Origin of the sequence: Neobacillus mesonae (assembly GCF_001636315.1) — a bacterium.
Classification (GTDB): domain Bacteria; phylum Bacillota; class Bacilli; order Bacillales; family Cytobacillaceae; genus Neobacillus; species Neobacillus mesonae.
In genome coordinates, this window is sequence record NZ_KV440949.1 from 3,788,888 (window position 1) to 3,805,529 (window position 16,642).

At 37.1% G+C, this 16,642-nt stretch carries 20 protein-coding genes and 1 pseudogene; 14 read left to right on the forward strand and 7 right to left on the reverse strand.

What is annotated here, in order from left to right; all coding sequences use genetic code 11:
- Nucleotides 1–62: 62 nt before the first annotated feature.
- Nucleotides 63–788: a DUF981 family protein gene (locus A6749_RS17640; protein ID WP_066393052.1), complete on the reverse strand. Its 726-nt coding sequence runs from the start codon at nucleotides 786–788 to the stop codon at nucleotides 63–65.
- 317 nt (nucleotides 789–1,105) lie between these two features.
- On the opposite strand from A6749_RS17640, the gene A6749_RS17645 reads away from it, so the two are divergent.
- The 6 genes and pseudogenes from A6749_RS17645 to A6749_RS17670 all read left to right on the forward strand — a co-directional run bounded on the left by A6749_RS17645 (nucleotide 1,106) and on the right by A6749_RS17670 (nucleotide 6,172).
- On the forward strand, nucleotides 1,106–1,780 hold the full coding sequence (locus A6749_RS17645; RefSeq protein WP_066393055.1) for a response regulator transcription factor: 675 nt from the start codon (nucleotides 1,106–1,108) through the stop codon (nucleotides 1,778–1,780).
- Nucleotides 1,777–3,123 carry a HAMP domain-containing sensor histidine kinase gene (locus A6749_RS17650; protein WP_066393063.1) on the forward strand — a complete coding sequence of 449 codons (1,347 nt, stop codon included), beginning with the start codon at nucleotides 1,777–1,779 and terminating at the stop codon, nucleotides 3,121–3,123. Before A6749_RS17645 ends, A6749_RS17650 begins: the two co-directional genes overlap by 4 nt.
- Nucleotides 3,124–3,286: 163 nt before the next feature.
- A complete protein-coding gene (locus A6749_RS17655; protein WP_153043035.1) occupies nucleotides 3,287–4,357 on the forward strand; it encodes a hypothetical protein in 1,071 nt (356 codons plus the stop codon).
- Nucleotides 4,358–4,413: 56 nt separating this feature from the next.
- Nucleotides 4,414–4,767 (forward strand): hypothetical protein, encoded by a 354-nt coding sequence (locus A6749_RS17660; protein ID WP_066393069.1) that lies wholly within the window; start codon nucleotides 4,414–4,416, stop codon nucleotides 4,765–4,767.
- Nucleotides 4,768–5,055: 288 nt separating this feature from the next.
- Nucleotides 5,056–5,580 (forward strand): DinB family protein, encoded by a 525-nt coding sequence (locus tag A6749_RS17665; protein WP_066393072.1) that lies wholly within the window; start codon nucleotides 5,056–5,058, stop codon nucleotides 5,578–5,580.
- Nucleotides 5,581–5,632: 52 nt separating this feature from the next.
- Nucleotides 5,633–6,172: pseudogene (locus A6749_RS17670) on the forward strand (GNAT family N-acetyltransferase).
- 99 nt (nucleotides 6,173–6,271) lie between these two features.
- Here the strand turns inward: A6749_RS17670 and A6749_RS17675 are convergent.
- Entirely contained in the window at nucleotides 6,272–6,655 is a 384-nt protein-coding gene (locus A6749_RS17675; protein WP_084797888.1) for a VOC family protein, read from the reverse strand.
- Between the two features lie 181 nt (nucleotides 6,656–6,836).
- On the opposite strand from A6749_RS17675, the gene A6749_RS17680 reads away from it, so the two are divergent.
- The 7 genes from A6749_RS17680 to A6749_RS17705 all read left to right on the forward strand — a co-directional run bounded on the left by A6749_RS17680 (nucleotide 6,837) and on the right by A6749_RS17705 (nucleotide 11,059).
- Complete coding sequence (locus A6749_RS17680) at nucleotides 6,837–7,040, forward strand: zinc ribbon domain-containing protein (RefSeq protein ID WP_066393084.1); 204 nt, start codon at nucleotides 6,837–6,839, stop codon at nucleotides 7,038–7,040.
- 484 nt (nucleotides 7,041–7,524) lie between these two features.
- Nucleotides 7,525–7,815, forward strand: coding sequence for an antibiotic biosynthesis monooxygenase family protein (locus A6749_RS17685; protein WP_066393086.1), 291 nt, complete (start codon nucleotides 7,525–7,527; stop codon nucleotides 7,813–7,815).
- A 79-nt stretch (nucleotides 7,816–7,894) separates the two neighbouring features.
- A complete protein-coding gene (locus A6749_RS17690; RefSeq protein ID WP_330220449.1) occupies nucleotides 7,895–8,446 on the forward strand; it encodes a GNAT family N-acetyltransferase in 552 nt (183 codons plus the stop codon).
- A 51-nt stretch (nucleotides 8,447–8,497) separates the two neighbouring features.
- Nucleotides 8,498–8,629 carry a hypothetical protein gene (locus tag A6749_RS29165; RefSeq protein ID WP_269085704.1) on the forward strand — a complete coding sequence of 44 codons (132 nt, stop codon included), beginning with the start codon at nucleotides 8,498–8,500 and terminating at the stop codon, nucleotides 8,627–8,629.
- An 858-nt stretch (nucleotides 8,630–9,487) separates the two neighbouring features.
- A complete protein-coding gene (locus tag A6749_RS17695; protein ID WP_066393089.1) occupies nucleotides 9,488–9,958 on the forward strand; it encodes a DinB family protein in 471 nt (156 codons plus the stop codon).
- 329 nt (nucleotides 9,959–10,287) lie between these two features.
- On the forward strand, nucleotides 10,288–10,524 hold the full coding sequence (locus A6749_RS17700; protein WP_127485551.1) for a hypothetical protein: 237 nt from the start codon (nucleotides 10,288–10,290) through the stop codon (nucleotides 10,522–10,524).
- Nucleotides 10,525–10,837: 313 nt separating this feature from the next.
- Nucleotides 10,838–11,059, forward strand: a complete 222-nt coding sequence (locus A6749_RS17705; RefSeq protein ID WP_066401030.1) for a hypothetical protein — start codon at nucleotides 10,838–10,840, stop codon at nucleotides 11,057–11,059.
- 188 nt (nucleotides 11,060–11,247) lie between these two features.
- On the opposite strand, the gene A6749_RS17710 is transcribed toward A6749_RS17705, so the two are convergent.
- From A6749_RS17710 to A6749_RS17730, 5 genes are all read right to left on the reverse strand, one after another.
- Nucleotides 11,248–12,321 (reverse strand): ABC transporter substrate-binding protein, encoded by a 1,074-nt coding sequence (locus A6749_RS17710; protein WP_066393096.1) that lies wholly within the window; start codon nucleotides 12,319–12,321, stop codon nucleotides 11,248–11,250.
- Nucleotides 12,318–13,124: an ABC transporter permease gene (locus tag A6749_RS17715; protein ID WP_066393099.1), complete on the reverse strand. Its 807-nt coding sequence runs from the start codon at nucleotides 13,122–13,124 to the stop codon at nucleotides 12,318–12,320. The genes A6749_RS17710 and A6749_RS17715 overlap by 4 nt, the downstream gene beginning before the upstream one ends.
- Nucleotide 13,125: 1 nt before the next feature.
- Complete coding sequence (locus A6749_RS17720) at nucleotides 13,126–13,929, reverse strand: ABC transporter permease (RefSeq protein ID WP_066393101.1); 804 nt, start codon at nucleotides 13,927–13,929, stop codon at nucleotides 13,126–13,128.
- Complete coding sequence (locus A6749_RS17725) at nucleotides 13,919–15,028, reverse strand: ABC transporter ATP-binding protein (RefSeq protein ID WP_066393105.1); 1,110 nt, start codon at nucleotides 15,026–15,028, stop codon at nucleotides 13,919–13,921. Before A6749_RS17725 ends, A6749_RS17720 begins: the two co-directional genes overlap by 11 nt.
- 147 nt (nucleotides 15,029–15,175) lie before the next feature.
- The gene (locus tag A6749_RS17730; RefSeq protein WP_066393107.1) at nucleotides 15,176–15,685 is read right to left on the reverse strand and encodes a DoxX family protein; all 510 of its coding nucleotides are present in this window, start codon (nucleotides 15,683–15,685) and stop codon (nucleotides 15,176–15,178) included.
- Between the two features lie 239 nt (nucleotides 15,686–15,924).
- Between A6749_RS17730 and A6749_RS17735 the strand changes: the two genes are divergently transcribed.
- On the forward strand, nucleotides 15,925–16,632 hold the full coding sequence (locus A6749_RS17735) for an MBL fold metallo-hydrolase (protein WP_066393110.1): 708 nt from the start codon (nucleotides 15,925–15,927) through the stop codon (nucleotides 16,630–16,632).
- The last annotated feature ends 10 nt before the right edge of the window (nucleotides 16,633–16,642 follow it).

Consider the following 16,642-nt stretch of genomic DNA (forward strand, 5'->3'; position numbering starts at 1 on the left):
AAGTTAAGGTCACACATTTTAGATATATCTAATATATGTGACCTTTATATTAATCATTTTACTTATTTCATTGTGTGCACGATTAATCCTATATGCGTAAAATAATTCATAATGCCAAATGCGGTCCAAATAATACCGGTAATGACCCAAGCTGATCTATTAAATTTAACCAGACCTAAGTTAGGCTTTTCTTTTTGATTAACAGCGAATAAGATTGCTCCAACTCCTGTAAGGGCAAGTAAAATAGACATAAATGTTGCTTCAATCATTGGATATGCAGCGAATAATCCAGAAATGGGTTCTTGAGGAGGAGCAGCAAATAAACGAAAAGTTACACCAGCACATCCCATTGCAATAAGAGCAAATCCCATTGCTGCTGCAAAAAATGATAATGGTTTTAGTAATGATGGTAATTCTTTCTTTAATTTTTCAGATACTACAGTTGTATCATTCATATCGATACCTTGTTTTAAATATAAATTTGCTTTCCGCCATAAGAGCACAGTTATTGCTAATAGAAGAACCCCAAAAGCTAAAGATGATTCACCAAAGATTATATCATCAAATGCAAATCCCATTTTTGAAAGCGGCCAAGTCAAAGTCATATGTAAACCAGTTATAGTTAATATGAATCCTGGAATTCCAAAACCAATTGCCCAACCTTCTATATGTCCAATTTTATTAGAATTTAAGTGAGAAAAAAAATTAACAATTGATAATAAAGCAACACCTACTGATACAGACATAATGGTATTATATACTGCTGTTGCACCCCAATTTATAACCATAAGTTATAACCCCTTTCTCGTTGTTTTAAAAACTTAATTAATAGAGGCATTAATAATAAAAAATTCTAATGTTCAGTTCCTTGATTATGTCATTGTTTCATCCCCCATAACAAATTTTCTAAATATAATCTTTCAGGGAACAATTTTTTTTTTTAGGATAACCAGCCAATAAGAATTTATTCATAAATTGCTCAAGCTTTTTCCTATAAATTAATTGTTTGTGAGCATCTGTTATTGTCATAAAATATCGGGGTCAGTTAACCAAAATGTTACAATAAGATTATGAATATTTCGTACTTTATGAATGGAGAAAAGAGATGAGAAAAAATCTTTTATACATAGAAGACGATAGAGAAATTGGAGCTTGGCTTACTGAAGATTTAACTGAACGAGGCTACCATGTGATCTGGCTCACTTCCGGGGAAGGAGTAATTGATCAAATAGAGATAGCCGATCTCGTAATCCTTGATATCATGCTTCCGGGTTTGGATGGTTTTTCAATAGGTCAGCGGCTAAAAAAAGAGTTTCCAAAGACACCGATTTTATTGCTTTCTGCTAGAACCGCAATTGAAGATAAATTGCAAGGTCTAACGTTTGCCGATGACTATTTAACAAAACCATTCCATCCCGATGAGTTAGCGGCACGTATAGAAGTGCTGTTAAGACGATTCGAAAAGCTGTCACCACCAATTATTCAACTTGCCCATCTTCAAATTTATTTGCATCAAAATCGAATTTTAGATTCAAGAACGAATAACGAAATCATCCTAACAGGAAAGCAATTTCAAATTTTTACGTACTTACTCCGCCATCCGAACCAAATTCTCACAAAAGAACAGATATTCGAAGCAGTATGGGGAAGTCCTTATATGGAAGGGGATAAAACGCTGATGGTGCATATCCGCCATTTACGCGAAAAAATAGAGGAGAATCCGAGTCATCCGCAAATTATTGAAACGATTCGAGGTATCGGATACAGGGTACGGCAATGAAAATTCGCAATTCCTTATTAACGAAGTATTTGCTCATTATCTCTGCGGCGCTGGTCTTATGGCCAATAGTATTGCCGGTCTATTACCTTCCAAAGAGTTTCTTAGATAAAGACAGCAAAGAAAAAATCATATATATGGATACGCAAGAATTAGAAAGAATGTGGCAACGGGAAGCGGAAAAGCTGGATGGTGCAACGTCTGATAAAATAGACAAAAGGCTGAGAGCATTGAAAAAACAATATTCAAAGGCAATGATATTTTGGGTGGATGGGAGTGGCAAAACGAAGCAAATGCTGCCTAATCAAAGAAATATCCCGAACCAATGGACAATACAAGAGAGTGTACAATTCATGAAAAAAAGTGTGGGCACAGGCCCATTTACAATCGTTGCCTATATCGGAGGCGATTCAGATCAAGGTTTTATGGTTTTTCAAGTGCCACATTCACTTACGGATCCTCTTTCTATATCAGTAAACGAAGACGTGTACTTACTTTTATACGGTTTTCTTGTTTTCGTATTATTTCTATTTATCTCTTGGTTATTTTTCTCTAAAATTCGCAGACGGCTCGTTCAGCTGCAAACTGCGATGACTGAAGTTGGCGTGACTGGTTTACCTAATAAGGTTACAGTTATGAGATTAGATGAAATTGGGCAATTAGGAATATCATTTAATCATATGATTGACGAGCTGGCAAAAAGCAGAAACCGTGAACAGGAGGAAGAAGTTCTTCGAAAACAATTAATTGCTAATATTTCGCACGATTTACGCACGCCACTAACAACCATTCGTGGTCACGCCTATTCATTAAAGAAGGAGTCTTTATCTTTAAAAGGTCAAGAATCGCTTTACTTGATTGAAAGTAAAGTGGATATGTTAAGCCGATTACTTGATAATCTTCTTGCCTATACGTTGCTGTCAGCAGGGAAATATACCATGGAGCGGAAAATGACAGATATGGTACGGTTATTACGTTCTTCGCTCGCAAGCTGGTATCCAGTGTTTGAAAAAGAAGGATTTGAAGTCAATGTTCGTTTGCCAGATCAAGTGTTAATTTGGAATATCGACCCCCAATGGTTCACGCGAGTATTAGATAATTTGTTTCAGAACGTAGTCAGGCATGCGAAAACTGGACGGTATATCAGTGTCCATACCGAAGAACAAGATGAAAAAAACGTTATTATTATTGAAGACAAAGGACCAGGGATGAACGCTGGATCTCAGGAGAAGGGGGCCGAAATTGGTCTATCCATCGTTTCACTAATGTTAAAGGAAATGAACTTGGATTGGAAGATTGAAAGCTCCTCTAGCGGTACGAGAATTTATGTATTTGAAAAAAGTTAAACAAAATTTAAACTCGGCCCCACCTTCAATTTAACCATCAATGGTTAGTATGAAGGTGGGGTTTAATTATGCCGATTAATTGCGGCCACTCTGAGATATTCTCTTCGAAAAAGTGGAAAGTGCAGTTGGTCAAGTATAGTTATTCAAAATAAAGTGAAAGAGGATGATTACAATGAATTCTATATCGCCTTTAATGAAAAGAGGTACTGAAAAAGGCTTGAAAAATTGGCCTTCTTGGATTGGATATGTAGCAGCTGCTTGGTCGTTACTATATGGGGCTATTCATCTTTATTGGTTATTTCAGGGAGAAGGATATCCATTTAATAATGACAGTTTAGGATACTTTTCGGCCATGATTACCTATCTTCCCGCAAAAGTGGGAGGCATTGTTTTTGTTATTCTTTGTTTCTGTGGTTTTGGCTTAGGTATTTCCATACAAAAATCTTTAGAAAGAATCTTTCTACGACGTGTATTTCTCATCTTTGCCTGGGTATTCGCATCTTTTTTGCTTCTATTTATTCCGGATATTAGTTTAATAGCGGTCATGGCTTATGCTTTCTTGTTTAAGTTTGCATTCAACTGGCTAATGTTCAATCAGATTATATGTATTATAGGTGCGCTGCTTTGGATCTTAACTGCTGTTGTCTATTATAGAAGAACACACATTGCCTGTGGATATTGCGGTCGGGCAGAGGAAGGCAAACCTTTTTTGCTCTTGAGATGGGCGCGGCAAATTACGATTATTGCCGCTATAGCCCCCCTGCCTTATGCACTAACACGTTTTGCATGGGCGTTAAATATTCCACTTGGAGTGGATGCAGAGTTTTTAAAAGATTTTAATACCATTAATCCGATGGCGCAACTCACAGAATGGGTATTTGGGACAATTTGTGTAGCTGGCGGTATTCTCACACTTGGCTTGATTATGAAATGGGGTGAAGTTTTTCCACGCTGGTTCCCATTCATTGGCGGCAAAAGGGTTCCCATCCTTTTAGCGGTTATACCCGCGTCAATTGTAGCAATTGCTATCACGGCAGCCGGTGTTGTCTTTACCTTTTCATTTTTTGCTGTTACCTTTCACCTTTTGCCAGCAGACGGTGTGTTGTTGGGCTCCATCAGTGGTACTGTTGGCCCGATGCTCATTTGGGTTCCATGGGGAGTATTGCTTGGTCTTGCTGCTCTTGCCTACTACTATCGACGACGCGGACAATGTGTCCATTGTGGAAGGAAATAAAAAAATTTCTATCGTGAATAATGCACTTTCCAAAAAATTCACTGGGGGATTTCAAAATGAGAAAAATAATTTTATCGATTACTATGGTTATCTGTATGTTTGGGATCGTTCATATTGCTGTGACCCCGATTGGTTACAATGGATATACAATTAATGATCTTTGGTTTGCTAGTTTTGGATGTTCACTAATTTTCCTTGCTTTATTAAATTATGTTGTTATGAACATCAAGCAAAGACAGACAAACATTTTTATTGTGTGTTATGTGGCAAATATCTTGTGTGCGATTTTGGTTTCACTCATTCTCACACGCGCGTTATTCCCTCATATTATTTTACTGTTTGTTTTATTAGTTTTGGAAACAATTCTTATCATTAGATATCAGTTCTATTTAGAATCTGATAAATTTTAATTTGAAAACCGAGAAGCTATAGGGGTTACTTTTCATCAAGCTAACTGAGAGTGACCCTAAATTGAAACCGAGACAACACTTAGGATTTAGTAATTGTTGCAGTGGTATGGTTGTTTATGTGGCAATTTTTTATTATTAACGTGTCTGGTTAAAAAAGGTGTTTCTTTTCGAGTTGTTGAAATAAATATTATTAGAAGCAGCCTATTAGTTAGAGAGAGAAAACAAACAACAATTTATGATGTGATTTTTACTATTTAAATCTATTAATCGTAGAAAGGAGCAGTTTTTATGCATTTTAATATGAATGAAGCTATCGAGGTTCTAGAACGTACACCACAAACTTTGGAGTATTTTTTATCTGATTTATCTGAGGGGTGGCTTTACTGTCATGAAGGTGAAGGAACATGGAATGCTGCTGAGGTGATTGAGCATCTCATTGAGGCTGAAAAAAATAATTGGATACCGAGGTTAGAATTTATTATTCAGGAAGGTGAGAGTAAACCATTTCCGCCATTTGACCGATTCTCACATTTAAAGGAAGGTACTGAAAGGCCGATGGAACAAAACCTGCTTGAATTTAAAATGCTTAGAATGCAAAATATAACCAAACTTAAAGCTCTTATTAAACCTGAATTACATTTTGAATTGACGGGTTTCCACCCTGCATTTGGTGTAGTGAAGGTAAGAGAATTGCTTTCTACCTGGGTTGTTCATGATTTAACACACATTGCTCAAATTGTCCGGGTCATGGCTAAGAGATATAAGGAAGATGTGGGGCCTTGGGAAGAATATTTAGGTATATTGAAAAAATAATGATGGGGCAGAAAAGAGTATTATAGGGAAGAAGCAATAATGGGGGGAAAGAATGGGAGACATTGTGATCCGAAGACCGAGAGAAGAGGATGTAATAGAGTTAAATAAGTTTTTTAGAATTGTAATAACCGATACCTTTATTTAAGGAAGGTATTGGGAATATGTTGGATGATATGGAACAAGAAATAAAGGCAAAGGAAATTATCTAAGAAAAGATATCGCTAGCGGCGGCAAAGATAGGTATTTTCTAATTGCATTAGATGGAAAAAAAATAATTGGATCAATCGAATATGGTCCAGCAAGTGAGCTAATTAATCATTGCACAGACAATGCATTAAAAGATCTACATGAAGTGGGGACAGTATTCGTGCATCCAGATTATCAAAGACAGGGGATTGGTAACCAACTGCTAGCCGAAATGTACTTAACCTTAAAAAATGCGGGAATTGAAGAATTCTGTTTAGATAGCGGATATAGCAGTGCACAAAAAATCTGGCAAAAGAAATTTGGTGAACCGGATTATTTGTTAAAGGATTATTGGGGAGATGGGGCTCATCATATGATTTGGAAAATAAACGTTCATAAAATATGATCCTGGGACTTCGATTTGACTTTCTTCCCAACGGGCAAGTCTTAGACGAATCTTTAAAAAAAGCTATGGCAGTAAACCTCTGACCATAGCTTTGAACTTTTAGCAATTACAAATCATTAAAACATTTCCATCTAAATCTTGAAAGTTAAAATAGGCAAAATGACCAATACGTTCTATTTCCTTAACAATAGTTATTCCTTTTTCTGTAATAAAATGGTACGCTTCATCAATATCTTTGGCGAAGAAATTAAATAAAACATGCTCCGAGGGTTTTAATTTAAACCCTGGATCAAACGTGTGGTCATCGAGAGTTAGTCCAGTTTCAGAGGTAACAGGGATGTTGTAGACAGGAGATTCAACAAGATCCGTTTCAAATGGTAGCCCAAGTAAATCACTGTACCATTCCACGGATCTTTTGAGGTCACTCACATGAATAAAAACGTTGTTAACCTTACAGGCAATAGGAGAGCTAATCAAATTCACAATTATTCCACCTTATAACGGATTTTATTTTATTAATTCCACAAAAATGATGAAATTCCTTTGAAAATTTTATAAAAATTATATAAAGCGAATATATATAGAAGTGAATGTAATTGATTAAGAAACAGTAGTTTTTTGTTTTAAAAATGGATCAAGAAAAATTTTAGAGAGGGGAAGAAATATGTCTGAACAAGGTTGCATAAAATGCGGAAGCAAAGATGCGGCGAAAAAGGAAGTTGCGATGACTGGAACTGGATTATCTAAAATGTTTGATATTCAGCATAATCAGTTTATCGTTGTATATTGCAAGAATTGCGGGTATTCCGAATTCTACAATAAGGCATCTTCTACGGGATCAAATATACTGGATTTATTTTTTGGTTAGTAATATAAGGGAATTACGATTGGGGCATTACTTTATAGGGTAATGTCTTTCCTTTTTTTGATTTACTGACAGTTAGCTAAATCTGGTTGGGGGCCGCGTGATGAAAGAATAGGAAGGAATATAGGTATTTTTGACGAATAAGTATTATTAAAAAAGTGGAGTTCAGGTCGAGTTGTTTATGGGTGAGGAAGATTTAGCTTAAATTAATTTTTTTCGACTGTTCATTTTTTGTTGAGGGGAAGAAGGATCAATATGTTTGTGGTTAATATGCTATTAGCAATTACAGTAATGCTAATACTAATTTCGGTGCTAATATTCTTCATCTATAAATTATCCCGAACAAAAAAGGACCTTTATTCTTGGTTTATACTAATAATCACTATCTTTTTTTTTACTCTCGCGGTATGTCAAAGTTTACGTTGGTTTAACATAGGGATTTAAATTTTTTATAACAATAATGTTAATCAGCAAAGGGGAAAATTAAATGGTATTAGAAGCTGCTATGCTGCAAGTTAAGGAAGGTATGGAAGCGGAATATGAAGAAGCATTTTGTAAAGCATCGGAAATTATTTCTTCAATGAAGGGCTACATATCTCATGAATTACAAGGTTGTATGGAAGTTAAGGGGAAATACTTATTATTGGTTGAATGGGAGACATTAGAAGATCACACAGTTGGGTTTAGACAATCCAAAGAATATCAAGAATGGAAAAGGCAGTTACATCATTTTTATGATCCATTTCCAACCGTTGAACATTTTGAGAAAGTTAAGTGATTCTTCAATTAAGAATGCGTTTCTGTGATAAACAGGAACGCTTTTTTAATAATGAGCAAGTAAAATTTATAGGAAAGAGGTGTCCTTGTTGTTATATCAAAAAGAAAGTTTAAATGTTCGGCATTTACAAGACGAAGATAAGCTTTTTTTGGCTAAATGGCTTTCCAACCCTGCTGTCCTTGAATTTTATGAAGGCAGGGATAACCCATTTGATACAGAAAAAGTAGCAAATGTATTTTTTAATGGTGAAGCTGAAGTGGAAAAATGTATTGTAGAATACAATCAAATAAGGATTGGGTACATACAGTTTTATCAAGTGAATGAAGAGACGAGTAAGATAAGAGACTACGGTACGGAAGAAATTATATATGGGATTGACCAGTTCATTGGTGAACCAGAATATTGGAATAAAGGGATTGGGACTCTGCTTGTCAATTCAATGGTAGAGTATCTAGTTGAAAAGAAGCAGGCTAACAGAATCATTATGGATCCACAAATATCTAATGTCAGGGCATTAAGGTGTTATGAAAAGTGCGGATTTAAAAAGGTTAGAATTCTACCAAAACATGAATTTCATGAGGGCCAGTATAGAGACTGCTGGTTAATCGAATATAAAAATCTGCAAACATAGCAGATTAAATTAATTAGTGTAGTATAAATAAATCGGGAGAGATGGACGCTAATGGGGTTCTTGGTAATTGCAATCTTATTGGTATTTTTGTTTGACTTCACAAAGTTAAGAAAACAAAATCAAACAATTATTGATCAGAATGAAAAGGTTATTTCTCTACTAGAAGAAATTAAAAATAAATAACTAAATTTGAAATACAGTTGATGTGGTATTTTCTTAAAAATCCGCTTCCTATTTACACACAAACAGGCGCTGATCTTTTTATAAGGATCAGCGCTCAATTTCTAAATAGGGCCGACAGTGGACTAAAGGAATTTTAGAGAATTTTTAATATAGAAATATTGCGGAAGAATCGGATATTTCATAATAAGGCGGTTTAGTAGTTTCAGGAAAGATTTGAAGTACTGTTTTGCCTTAATAAGCCTAAGTTGTATAGAATTTAAGATTCTTTTTTATATGTCTTCATTTTTCTATTTTGCTGCAACAGCAAATCTAATTTACGAATAAGTATTTCCTTCTTTTTTTTCCTCTCAAGCACTTTACTTTTAAGATTAAATGACATATTTGCACCCCAAAAAAATATAGAATTCTGATTATCAAATTCATATAATCAGACTTATGGCTTAACCATTATATTATTCGACAATATTCTCGTTTTTTTGTACATCGTCTCTTAAAATTATCCTCTAAAGGGAATAGGTAATACCAAATATTTCAAGGGTGACACTTCTTTTTTCTTATCAAAATGATTTATTTAGTAGGTATATAGATTGTTTTGTTAGGAAGAAAATGAGTATGAGTGTAGTGAATTATTTTTTTAAGTATATGAATCAAGTATGTACAACCATTTGGCAACCTTTTTATATAAAATAGAAATTCAGTAAAGCAAAAAATTTGAATGGTAAAGCATACGTACAATGGAGATATTAAAAAACTGTAAAAAAATCATCAAATGATTGAGAGGATGTTTTATAAAAATGTAGAATCTTATACAGAGGTTATTTTTAGAAAATTCTTGGTATTATGAAGGAGGAGAGATACTTGCGTCGAATTGACTTGCTTTTAAATGTCCTGGATTCAACTTTCGATAAAGAGAGTTGGTATGCACCCTTTAAACATTCAATAGAAGGACTTACAGCGGAACAAGCTATCTGGAAACCATCTGGAAAGGCTACAAAAACCATTTGGGAGAATGTTAATCATCTTATATATTACAAAGAGAGACTTGCTGAAACCTTGCAGGGGCGTGAATGGACACATAATCTCGACGGTGATGAAACCTTCTATCTCACCAATCAATCTAATGACGATAACGAATGGAAAAAAGTCGTTGAACGTGCCGAAAAAGCTCAACGTAATTTAAGACAGGTATTGACTACAATTTCCGATGAAAAGCTTGACGAAAATTCACTTGAGGGGAAATTACTTGACATCATGCTTCATGATGCTTATCATACAGGGCAAATTATTCAATTAAGAAAAATGCAAGGGACTTGGCCGTCAATTCGTTAATTGAACAAAGAATTTTTTGTTTTGATGAATTAATGATAAGGTAAGGTCTCCATAGTTGTTCCATTAAATGACGCATTTCTCGACAAAGAAAGTGTCTTTTTTATTGTACAGGATTCTACAACCACACTTTTAGTAATTGGACATAGTCGGTAAATAACGTTTTTATGATATTATTGCGAAAAAAATACCCGTATCAAAACAGGTAATCAAAAAATAGATGCTAACAATAAAAGGGGATAGTTTAAGTTTAAGTTTAAGAGGGCTTTTGTCTCTATTCTCTCTTAAGGGTGGAGAACGTTTCTGAACCCCACCCCTATAGCGCTGAAATCATGGCGTTTGTTATCGGACTGGTGCCGCTAATGGTACGGCAAACAAAGGAGCGGATCCATTATGAAAAAAGTGGGTATAGACAGGGTGATGGTGTGCCGTTGAAACTAAAGGTGGATCATATTGAGATGGAAAAACTTGAGGTGGATAATAGTGAAGTGGACAGCCTATCCATCCACCATAAGGGATACCAAAAGGCATATTATGCATTAAACACACTCCTTAAACATTTGTCCTGATTCACCAATAGTCTATGCAAATTCTTTATCTTCGGACTAGTTGGATACCTATTTTGGAACTAAAAGTGGTGCATAAAATTATTTATATTCCTCCAAATAAAAGGACAGAAAAGCAAAATTAAAATACATACGTTGTCATTATAGATATTTAATCAAATTATTATTTTTACGAATTAAATGGAACACTGAAACCATATTCTTTTTTTGTTGTCTTTAATGGAAAATGGAATATAATTGTATTATAGAGTTCACTAAATTGTCATAAATAATGTTTGTCATAAATGGGATTGGAGAAAAAATTGGGGGGATTAAATTGTTTAGAGCAGCGGCTGCGGGTGTGCTCGGGTTTATTTTGATTTTTGTTGAGTCGATGATTGTGATGAAGTTAAAGGGATATGCAACGATTGAATTTGGAGGCATTGCCCCATTTATTAACGTATGGGCCATGAATTTCTTTTTCGTCTTTGCGATTCTTACACAGCTTACGAATTGGTATGGGAGTAAAAACCGTTTAGAGGAAGATCAAAGTTATTAATGATGACGAAAGCACCACAATCTCGCATTTTTCGATGATTGTGGTGCTTTTTATATTTTATGATTTTTGTTGTTGTACTTATCAGTTTAGACCGATGTTTTTTAGAAGCGATGTAATGAATAGTCCCGATAAAAAAACAGGGAATAATTCTCCTGTTGCTATGAACCAGAAAAATCATCCCCCGTGTTTTATTTCCGATGCATTTTAAATTGTAAGAAAAGCTCGTTGTATGTGGCTAGGTTGCGTTTGCCTAGGTTTTCGTATACTTCGAGTTTTTTGGTTAGTTCGGGTGTTGGGTAGAAACGCTCGTCTTCTACGACCTCTTTTGGCATATATTTCAGGGCTGCTTTGTTAGGCGTTGAGTAGCCCACATAGTCGGTGTTTTTGGCGGTGACTTTTGGGTCGAGCATAAAGTTAATGAACTTATGGGCTCCTTCGATGTTTTTGGCTGTTTTCGGAATAACCATATTATCAAACCACAGGTTGGAGCCTTCCTTAGGCACCACATAGTCCAAATCTTCATTCTCCGACATTATTTCAGAAGCATCCCCCGACCACACTAGACCAATAGAAGCTTCTTCATTAGCCATCAGCATCTTAATTTCATCGCCGACAATCGCCTTGACATTTGGTGTGAGCAGATCCAGTTTGTTCTTTGCTTCAAGCAAATGCTTCTTATTCGTATCGTTCAACGAATAGCCTAAACTGTTCAGCCCCATTCCCATGACTTCACGGGCGCCGTCGATTAACAGAATCTGATTTTTTAAATCAGGGTCCCATAGGTCGTTCCAGCTGGTAATTTTTTTACCATGAAGCATTTTGGGATTATAAACAATTCCGACCGTGCCCCAGAAATAAGGAACGGAATATTTATTCTCGGGATCAAACGGCAGATCCATAAAGCGCGGATCAATATTTTTTAAATTCGGCAGCTTCGAGTGATCCAGCGGAATTAATAAATCTTCCTGCCGCATTTTATCGATCATATATTCAGACGGAACAGCGATATCATAACTCGTACCGCCCTGCTCGATTTTGGTCATCATCGCTTCATTGGAATCGAACGTTTCATAGATTACCTTGATGCCGGTTTGTTTTTCGAACTTTTTAATTAAACTTTCGTCAATATAATCGCCCCAGTTATAAACTGTCAGCGTGTTGGTGCCGGAATAGCCCTGTGAGGTATTCAGGCTTGAAATCGCATATAAAATAATCGCTGACGATACGGCGATAATCAGGAAAAAACGGACCAAGTGGTTCATCGTTTCCGCACCCCCATTCCGCTCGGCTTATTCCGTTGGGTGATAAAGTAATAGATTACCACTAAAGCAAAAGTGAACAGGAACAGCAAGGCCGATAAAGCATTAATATTCAAGGAAATGCCGCGGCGTGCTAACGAATAAATTTCAACGGAAAGCGTTGAAAAACCATTTCCGGTGACAAAAAACGTAACCGCAAAGTCGTCTAAAGAATACGTTAACGCCATGAAAAATCCGGCAAAAATCCCTGGTGAAATATAAGGAATAATGACCTTCGACATCACATCCCAGCTACTTGCCCCAAGGTCTCTTGCAGCATCAATCAGTGACGGACTCATCTCCGTTAATTTTGGCAGCACCATCAGCACCACAATCGGAATGCTAAAAGCAATATGTGACAAGAGAACCGAGTAGAATCCAAGTTTAATGCCTGCCATTGTAAACAAAATTAGAAACGAAGCCCCGATAATAACATCTGGGCTGACAATCAGCACATTGTTGAACGACAATAACGCATTTTTGGTTTGCCGTCTTTTGGCCATATGGATGGCTAAAGCACCAAAGATGCCAATGATTGTTGAAAAAAGGGAAGATAACAGGGCAACCACAATCGTATTCAGAACGATAATGAGCAGCCTTGTATCGTGGAACAGCTCCCGGTACCATTCCAGGGAAAAGCCTTTAAAGCTATACATCGTCTCCCCGCTGTTAAAGGAGTAAAAAATGAGAAAGAAAATAGGTGCATACAGGATAAAAAAGATGATGATCAAAAACAGTTTTGATAATAGAGTTAGTTTTCTATCCAAATTACACACCTCGCTTCCTAGTGTTAGTCAGTACCATGATCAATACCATGATAATAATCAAAAACACCGCAATAGTTGAACCCATTCCCCAGTCCTGTGTTACAAGAAAATGCTGTTCGATGGAGGTACCGAGCGTAATCACGCGGTTACCAGCGATAAGTCGTGTCAGCATGAACAATGACAGTGCTGGGATGAACGTTACCTGGCAGCCGGATTTTACACCGTCAATCGTTAACGGAAAAATCACACGGCGGAATGTAGTCCATTTGGATGCCCCTAAGTCGTTGGCAGCATCAATTAGGGTTGGATTCAGTTCGTTTAATGAGTTGAAAATTGGCAAAATCATAAATGGGATAAAGATATAGACCGATACAAACACAAAGCTGAAATCGGTAAACAAAATTTGCTGCTGGCCAATCCCAATGATTTTTAAAAAGCTGTTAGCAGCCCCGTACGTGCCAAAAATGCCAATGAAGGCATAGGCCTTTAACAGGAGGTTAATCCAAGATGGAACAATAATCAATAACAGCCACAGCTGCTTATGCTTTGTTTTTGTTAATAACAAAGCGGTAGGATAGGCGATAATCAACGAAATCGCTGTGATTAAAAACGCATACCAAAATGAGCTGACCGTCATTTGTAAGTAAACCGGCGTAAAAAATTTCCGGTAATTGTCCAGTGAAAAATGGCCCTCAATATCAAAAAATGAATAATAGACGATAAGGGCAATCGGTACAATAACAAAAACAAGAATCCACAGTAAATACGGTATTTTATATAAATTACGGGTCAGTTTATTTTCCATGGCGGTCCACATCCGCATAGGTTTCTAAGCGCCGGTCAAACTCTTCTTCGGTCTCTCCAAGGCGCATTACGTGAATCGCCTCCGGATCAAAATAAAGTCCAATTTGATCACCGACATTTGCCTTTTTAGTCGAGTGAACAAGCCATTCGTTGCCGTCCTTGTCATAGCAGGAGATTTCATAATGAACCCCGCGGAATAATTGGGAATCAACTTTAACCTGCAGCTTGCCGCGCTCAAGTGAAGTGATTTCAAGATCCTCAGGACGGATGACAATTTCGACGGGCTCATTTGGGGTGAAGCCCATGTCCACACAGTCAAATTCGCGGCCGACGAACTCGACAAGATAATCTTTTTTCATTTTACCGCTAACGATATTCGATTCCCCGATGAAATCAGCAACGAAGCGGTTAATCGGCTCGTCATAAATATCTGTGGGTGTTCCGCTCTGCTGAATGGTCCCTTTATTGATAACAAAGATTTCATCAGACATTGCCAGCGCTTCTTCCTGGTCGTGGGTGACAAAAATAAAAGTAATCCCAAGGCGGCGCTGGAGCTCGCGTAATTCATATTGCATTTCGGTCCGAAGTTTAAGGTCGAGGGCCGATAACGGTTCATCCAGAAGAATCACTTCCGGTTCGTTTACAATTGCCCGGGCGATGGCCACACGCTGGCGCTGACCGCCAGACATTTCGCGGATTTCCCGGTTTTCATAGCCGGAAAGGTTAACGAAGCTAAGGGCTTCTTTTACCTTCGCTTGAATCTCGGCATTTTTTAATTTCTTGATCCGCAGCCCGAATGCCACATTTTCAAACACATTTAAATGAGGAAAAAGGGCGTAATCCTGGAAGACCGTATTAACCTGACGTTTATTGGCCGGTATTTGGTTGATTTTTTTACCATTAAAAAATATTTCCCCTTTAGACGGTTCCATAAATCCTGCAATAAGCCGCAAAATGGTGGTCTTACCGCAGCCTGACGGACCTAGGAGTGTATAAAACTTTCCACGCTCAATCTCGAAGCTGACATTATCAAGAACAGGCGGATCGTTATCGTATTGTTTCGTTACATTGTTAAATTGGATAATAGTGGCGTTTGCCATTTTCGACCTCCCCCTTTTGGGTTCATATTAGTGATTCAGGAACAATTATACAGTAGGGAATGGAAATTTCAATAATTCTTTCAATATCTGATATAAGAGAAAACGCCCCGCTCCTTTTTAAGGAGCGAGGCGTTTTGGGAGAAGGGATTAAGCATTTTGTTTTATCGTGTTGTTTCTTTTAATAGCAGTCCGGCGAATGAATGGAATCACCCAGCGGTCAAGGCCGAAATGACCAGCGTTGTAGCCTGCGAATAGGATAATCGCACCGATGAATAGGTCGGTTGGGATATGAGATACAGTTCCAGCAAGGAAGAAAGCAAAGTTCATCACTAGACCAAAGAACATGGCAGCTGTTGTTAAGCATCCTAAGATTAAACCTAATCCGACTAGAAATTCACCTAATGGAACAATTGTATTGAATATATCGACGTTTGGAAGAGCGAAATGTTTTAAGAAAGATACATACCAGCCATAAACTAAGCTTCCGTCTGGACCTTTAACCGGATTAGCAATCGCACCCTTTAAATATCCAGAAGCATCAAAACCGCCTGTTAGTTTGTGGAAGCCTGCTGTGATCCAAGAATATCCGAGATATAATCGAAGAACAGTTAGAATAACGGCAGCAACTTTGTTTTCTCTTAACCAATTAACAGCCATTTGAAACACCCCTTAAATTATTTATCTTTTAATTAATGATTACACTGTAAATATATCAGATTTATTTTGAAAATAGGGTAGATTGATCACTAATTCACAAATCTGTAAAAATGATTTGAACGATTTGTTACAAGCTGGATCTTGAAATATTTTTTATAAAAAATGGAAAAAGTCAATTGATTTAACTAATGGTATTAGTTAAAATAAAACTAATGATGTTAGTTAAGGAGAGGGTCGAAGTGAGAGTGATTCAAAACGGTCATTTATATCAAGTAACGTTTATGGCGAAGGTTTTTCCGGTTAATTGCTATTTGGTTGAGGAAGAGGATGGGTTAACATTGATTGATGCGGCTCTTGGTTTTTGTACGAACGGCATTGTGAAAGCAGCAGAAAGCATCGGAAAACCTATTACCAAAATTGTATTGACCCATGCCCATGAAGATCATGTAGGAGCTCTTGATTCTTTAAAAGAGCTTATGCCAGATGTGCCCGTCTATATTTCTGTTCGCGATCACAGATTAATGAGTAATGACCGCTCTCTAGATCCCCATGAAGATCAGATGCCAATCAAAGGCGGTGTTCCGAAAAAATTAAAAACAAGGGCAAACGTATTATTGGAGGAAGGCGGTTTGGTTGGCTCTTTGAAGGCTATTGAGTCTCCAGGGCATACTCCGGGCTCTATGTCGTTTCTGGATATCCGGACAAATGCATTGATTGCAGGTGATGCTTTTCAAACAAGAGGAGGAATCGCAGTCCCGGGAGATTTGAAGCCGCTGTTTCCATTTCCTTCGTTCGGAACGTGGAGTAAAAAGACGGCTCTTGCCAGCGCAAAGAAGCTCTTGAACTACAAACCTCAGCTCCTAGCAGTCGGCCATGGAGAAATGATAGCAAATCCTTTGAAAGTGATGGAACAAGCTATCGAAAATTTAGAACGAAAAATAAGATAGAGGAGTAAAA

What these genes read in the sequence shown, in the direction of transcription:
- A6749_RS17685 (WP_066393086.1), top strand. Translation starts at nt 7,525, where the DNA reads ATGGTATTAGAAGCTGCTATGCTGCAAGTTAAGGAAGGTATGGAAGCG.
- A6749_RS17640 (WP_066393052.1), bottom strand. Translation starts at nt 788, where the DNA reads ATGGTTATAAATTGGGGTGCAACAGCAGTATATAATACCATTATGTCT.
- A6749_RS17660 (WP_066393069.1), top strand. Translation starts at nt 4,414, where the DNA reads ATGAGAAAAATAATTTTATCGATTACTATGGTTATCTGTATGTTTGGG.
- A6749_RS17700 (WP_127485551.1), top strand. Translation starts at nt 10,288, where the DNA reads ATGGCGTTTGTTATCGGACTGGTGCCGCTAATGGTACGGCAAACAAAG.
- A6749_RS17655 (WP_153043035.1), top strand. Translation starts at nt 3,287, where the DNA reads ATGATTACAATGAATTCTATATCGCCTTTAATGAAAAGAGGTACTGAA.
- A6749_RS17665 (WP_066393072.1), top strand. Translation starts at nt 5,056, where the DNA reads ATGCATTTTAATATGAATGAAGCTATCGAGGTTCTAGAACGTACACCA.
- A6749_RS17725 (WP_066393105.1), bottom strand. Translation starts at nt 15,028, where the DNA reads ATGGCAAACGCCACTATTATCCAATTTAACAATGTAACGAAACAATAC.
- A6749_RS17645 (WP_066393055.1), top strand. Translation starts at nt 1,106, where the DNA reads ATGAGAAAAAATCTTTTATACATAGAAGACGATAGAGAAATTGGAGCT.
- A6749_RS17710 (WP_066393096.1), bottom strand. Translation starts at nt 12,321, where the DNA reads ATGAACCACTTGGTCCGTTTTTTCCTGATTATCGCCGTATCGTCAGCG.
- A6749_RS17730 (WP_066393107.1), bottom strand. Translation starts at nt 15,685, where the DNA reads ATGGCTGTTAATTGGTTAAGAGAAAACAAAGTTGCTGCCGTTATTCTA.
- A6749_RS17650 (WP_066393063.1), top strand. Translation starts at nt 1,777, where the DNA reads ATGAAAATTCGCAATTCCTTATTAACGAAGTATTTGCTCATTATCTCT.
- A6749_RS29165 (WP_269085704.1), top strand. Translation starts at nt 8,498, where the DNA reads ATGGGGTTCTTGGTAATTGCAATCTTATTGGTATTTTTGTTTGACTTC.
- A6749_RS17680 (WP_066393084.1), top strand. Translation starts at nt 6,837, where the DNA reads ATGTCTGAACAAGGTTGCATAAAATGCGGAAGCAAAGATGCGGCGAAA.
- A6749_RS17720 (WP_066393101.1), bottom strand. Translation starts at nt 13,929, where the DNA reads ATGGAAAATAAACTGACCCGTAATTTATATAAAATACCGTATTTACTG.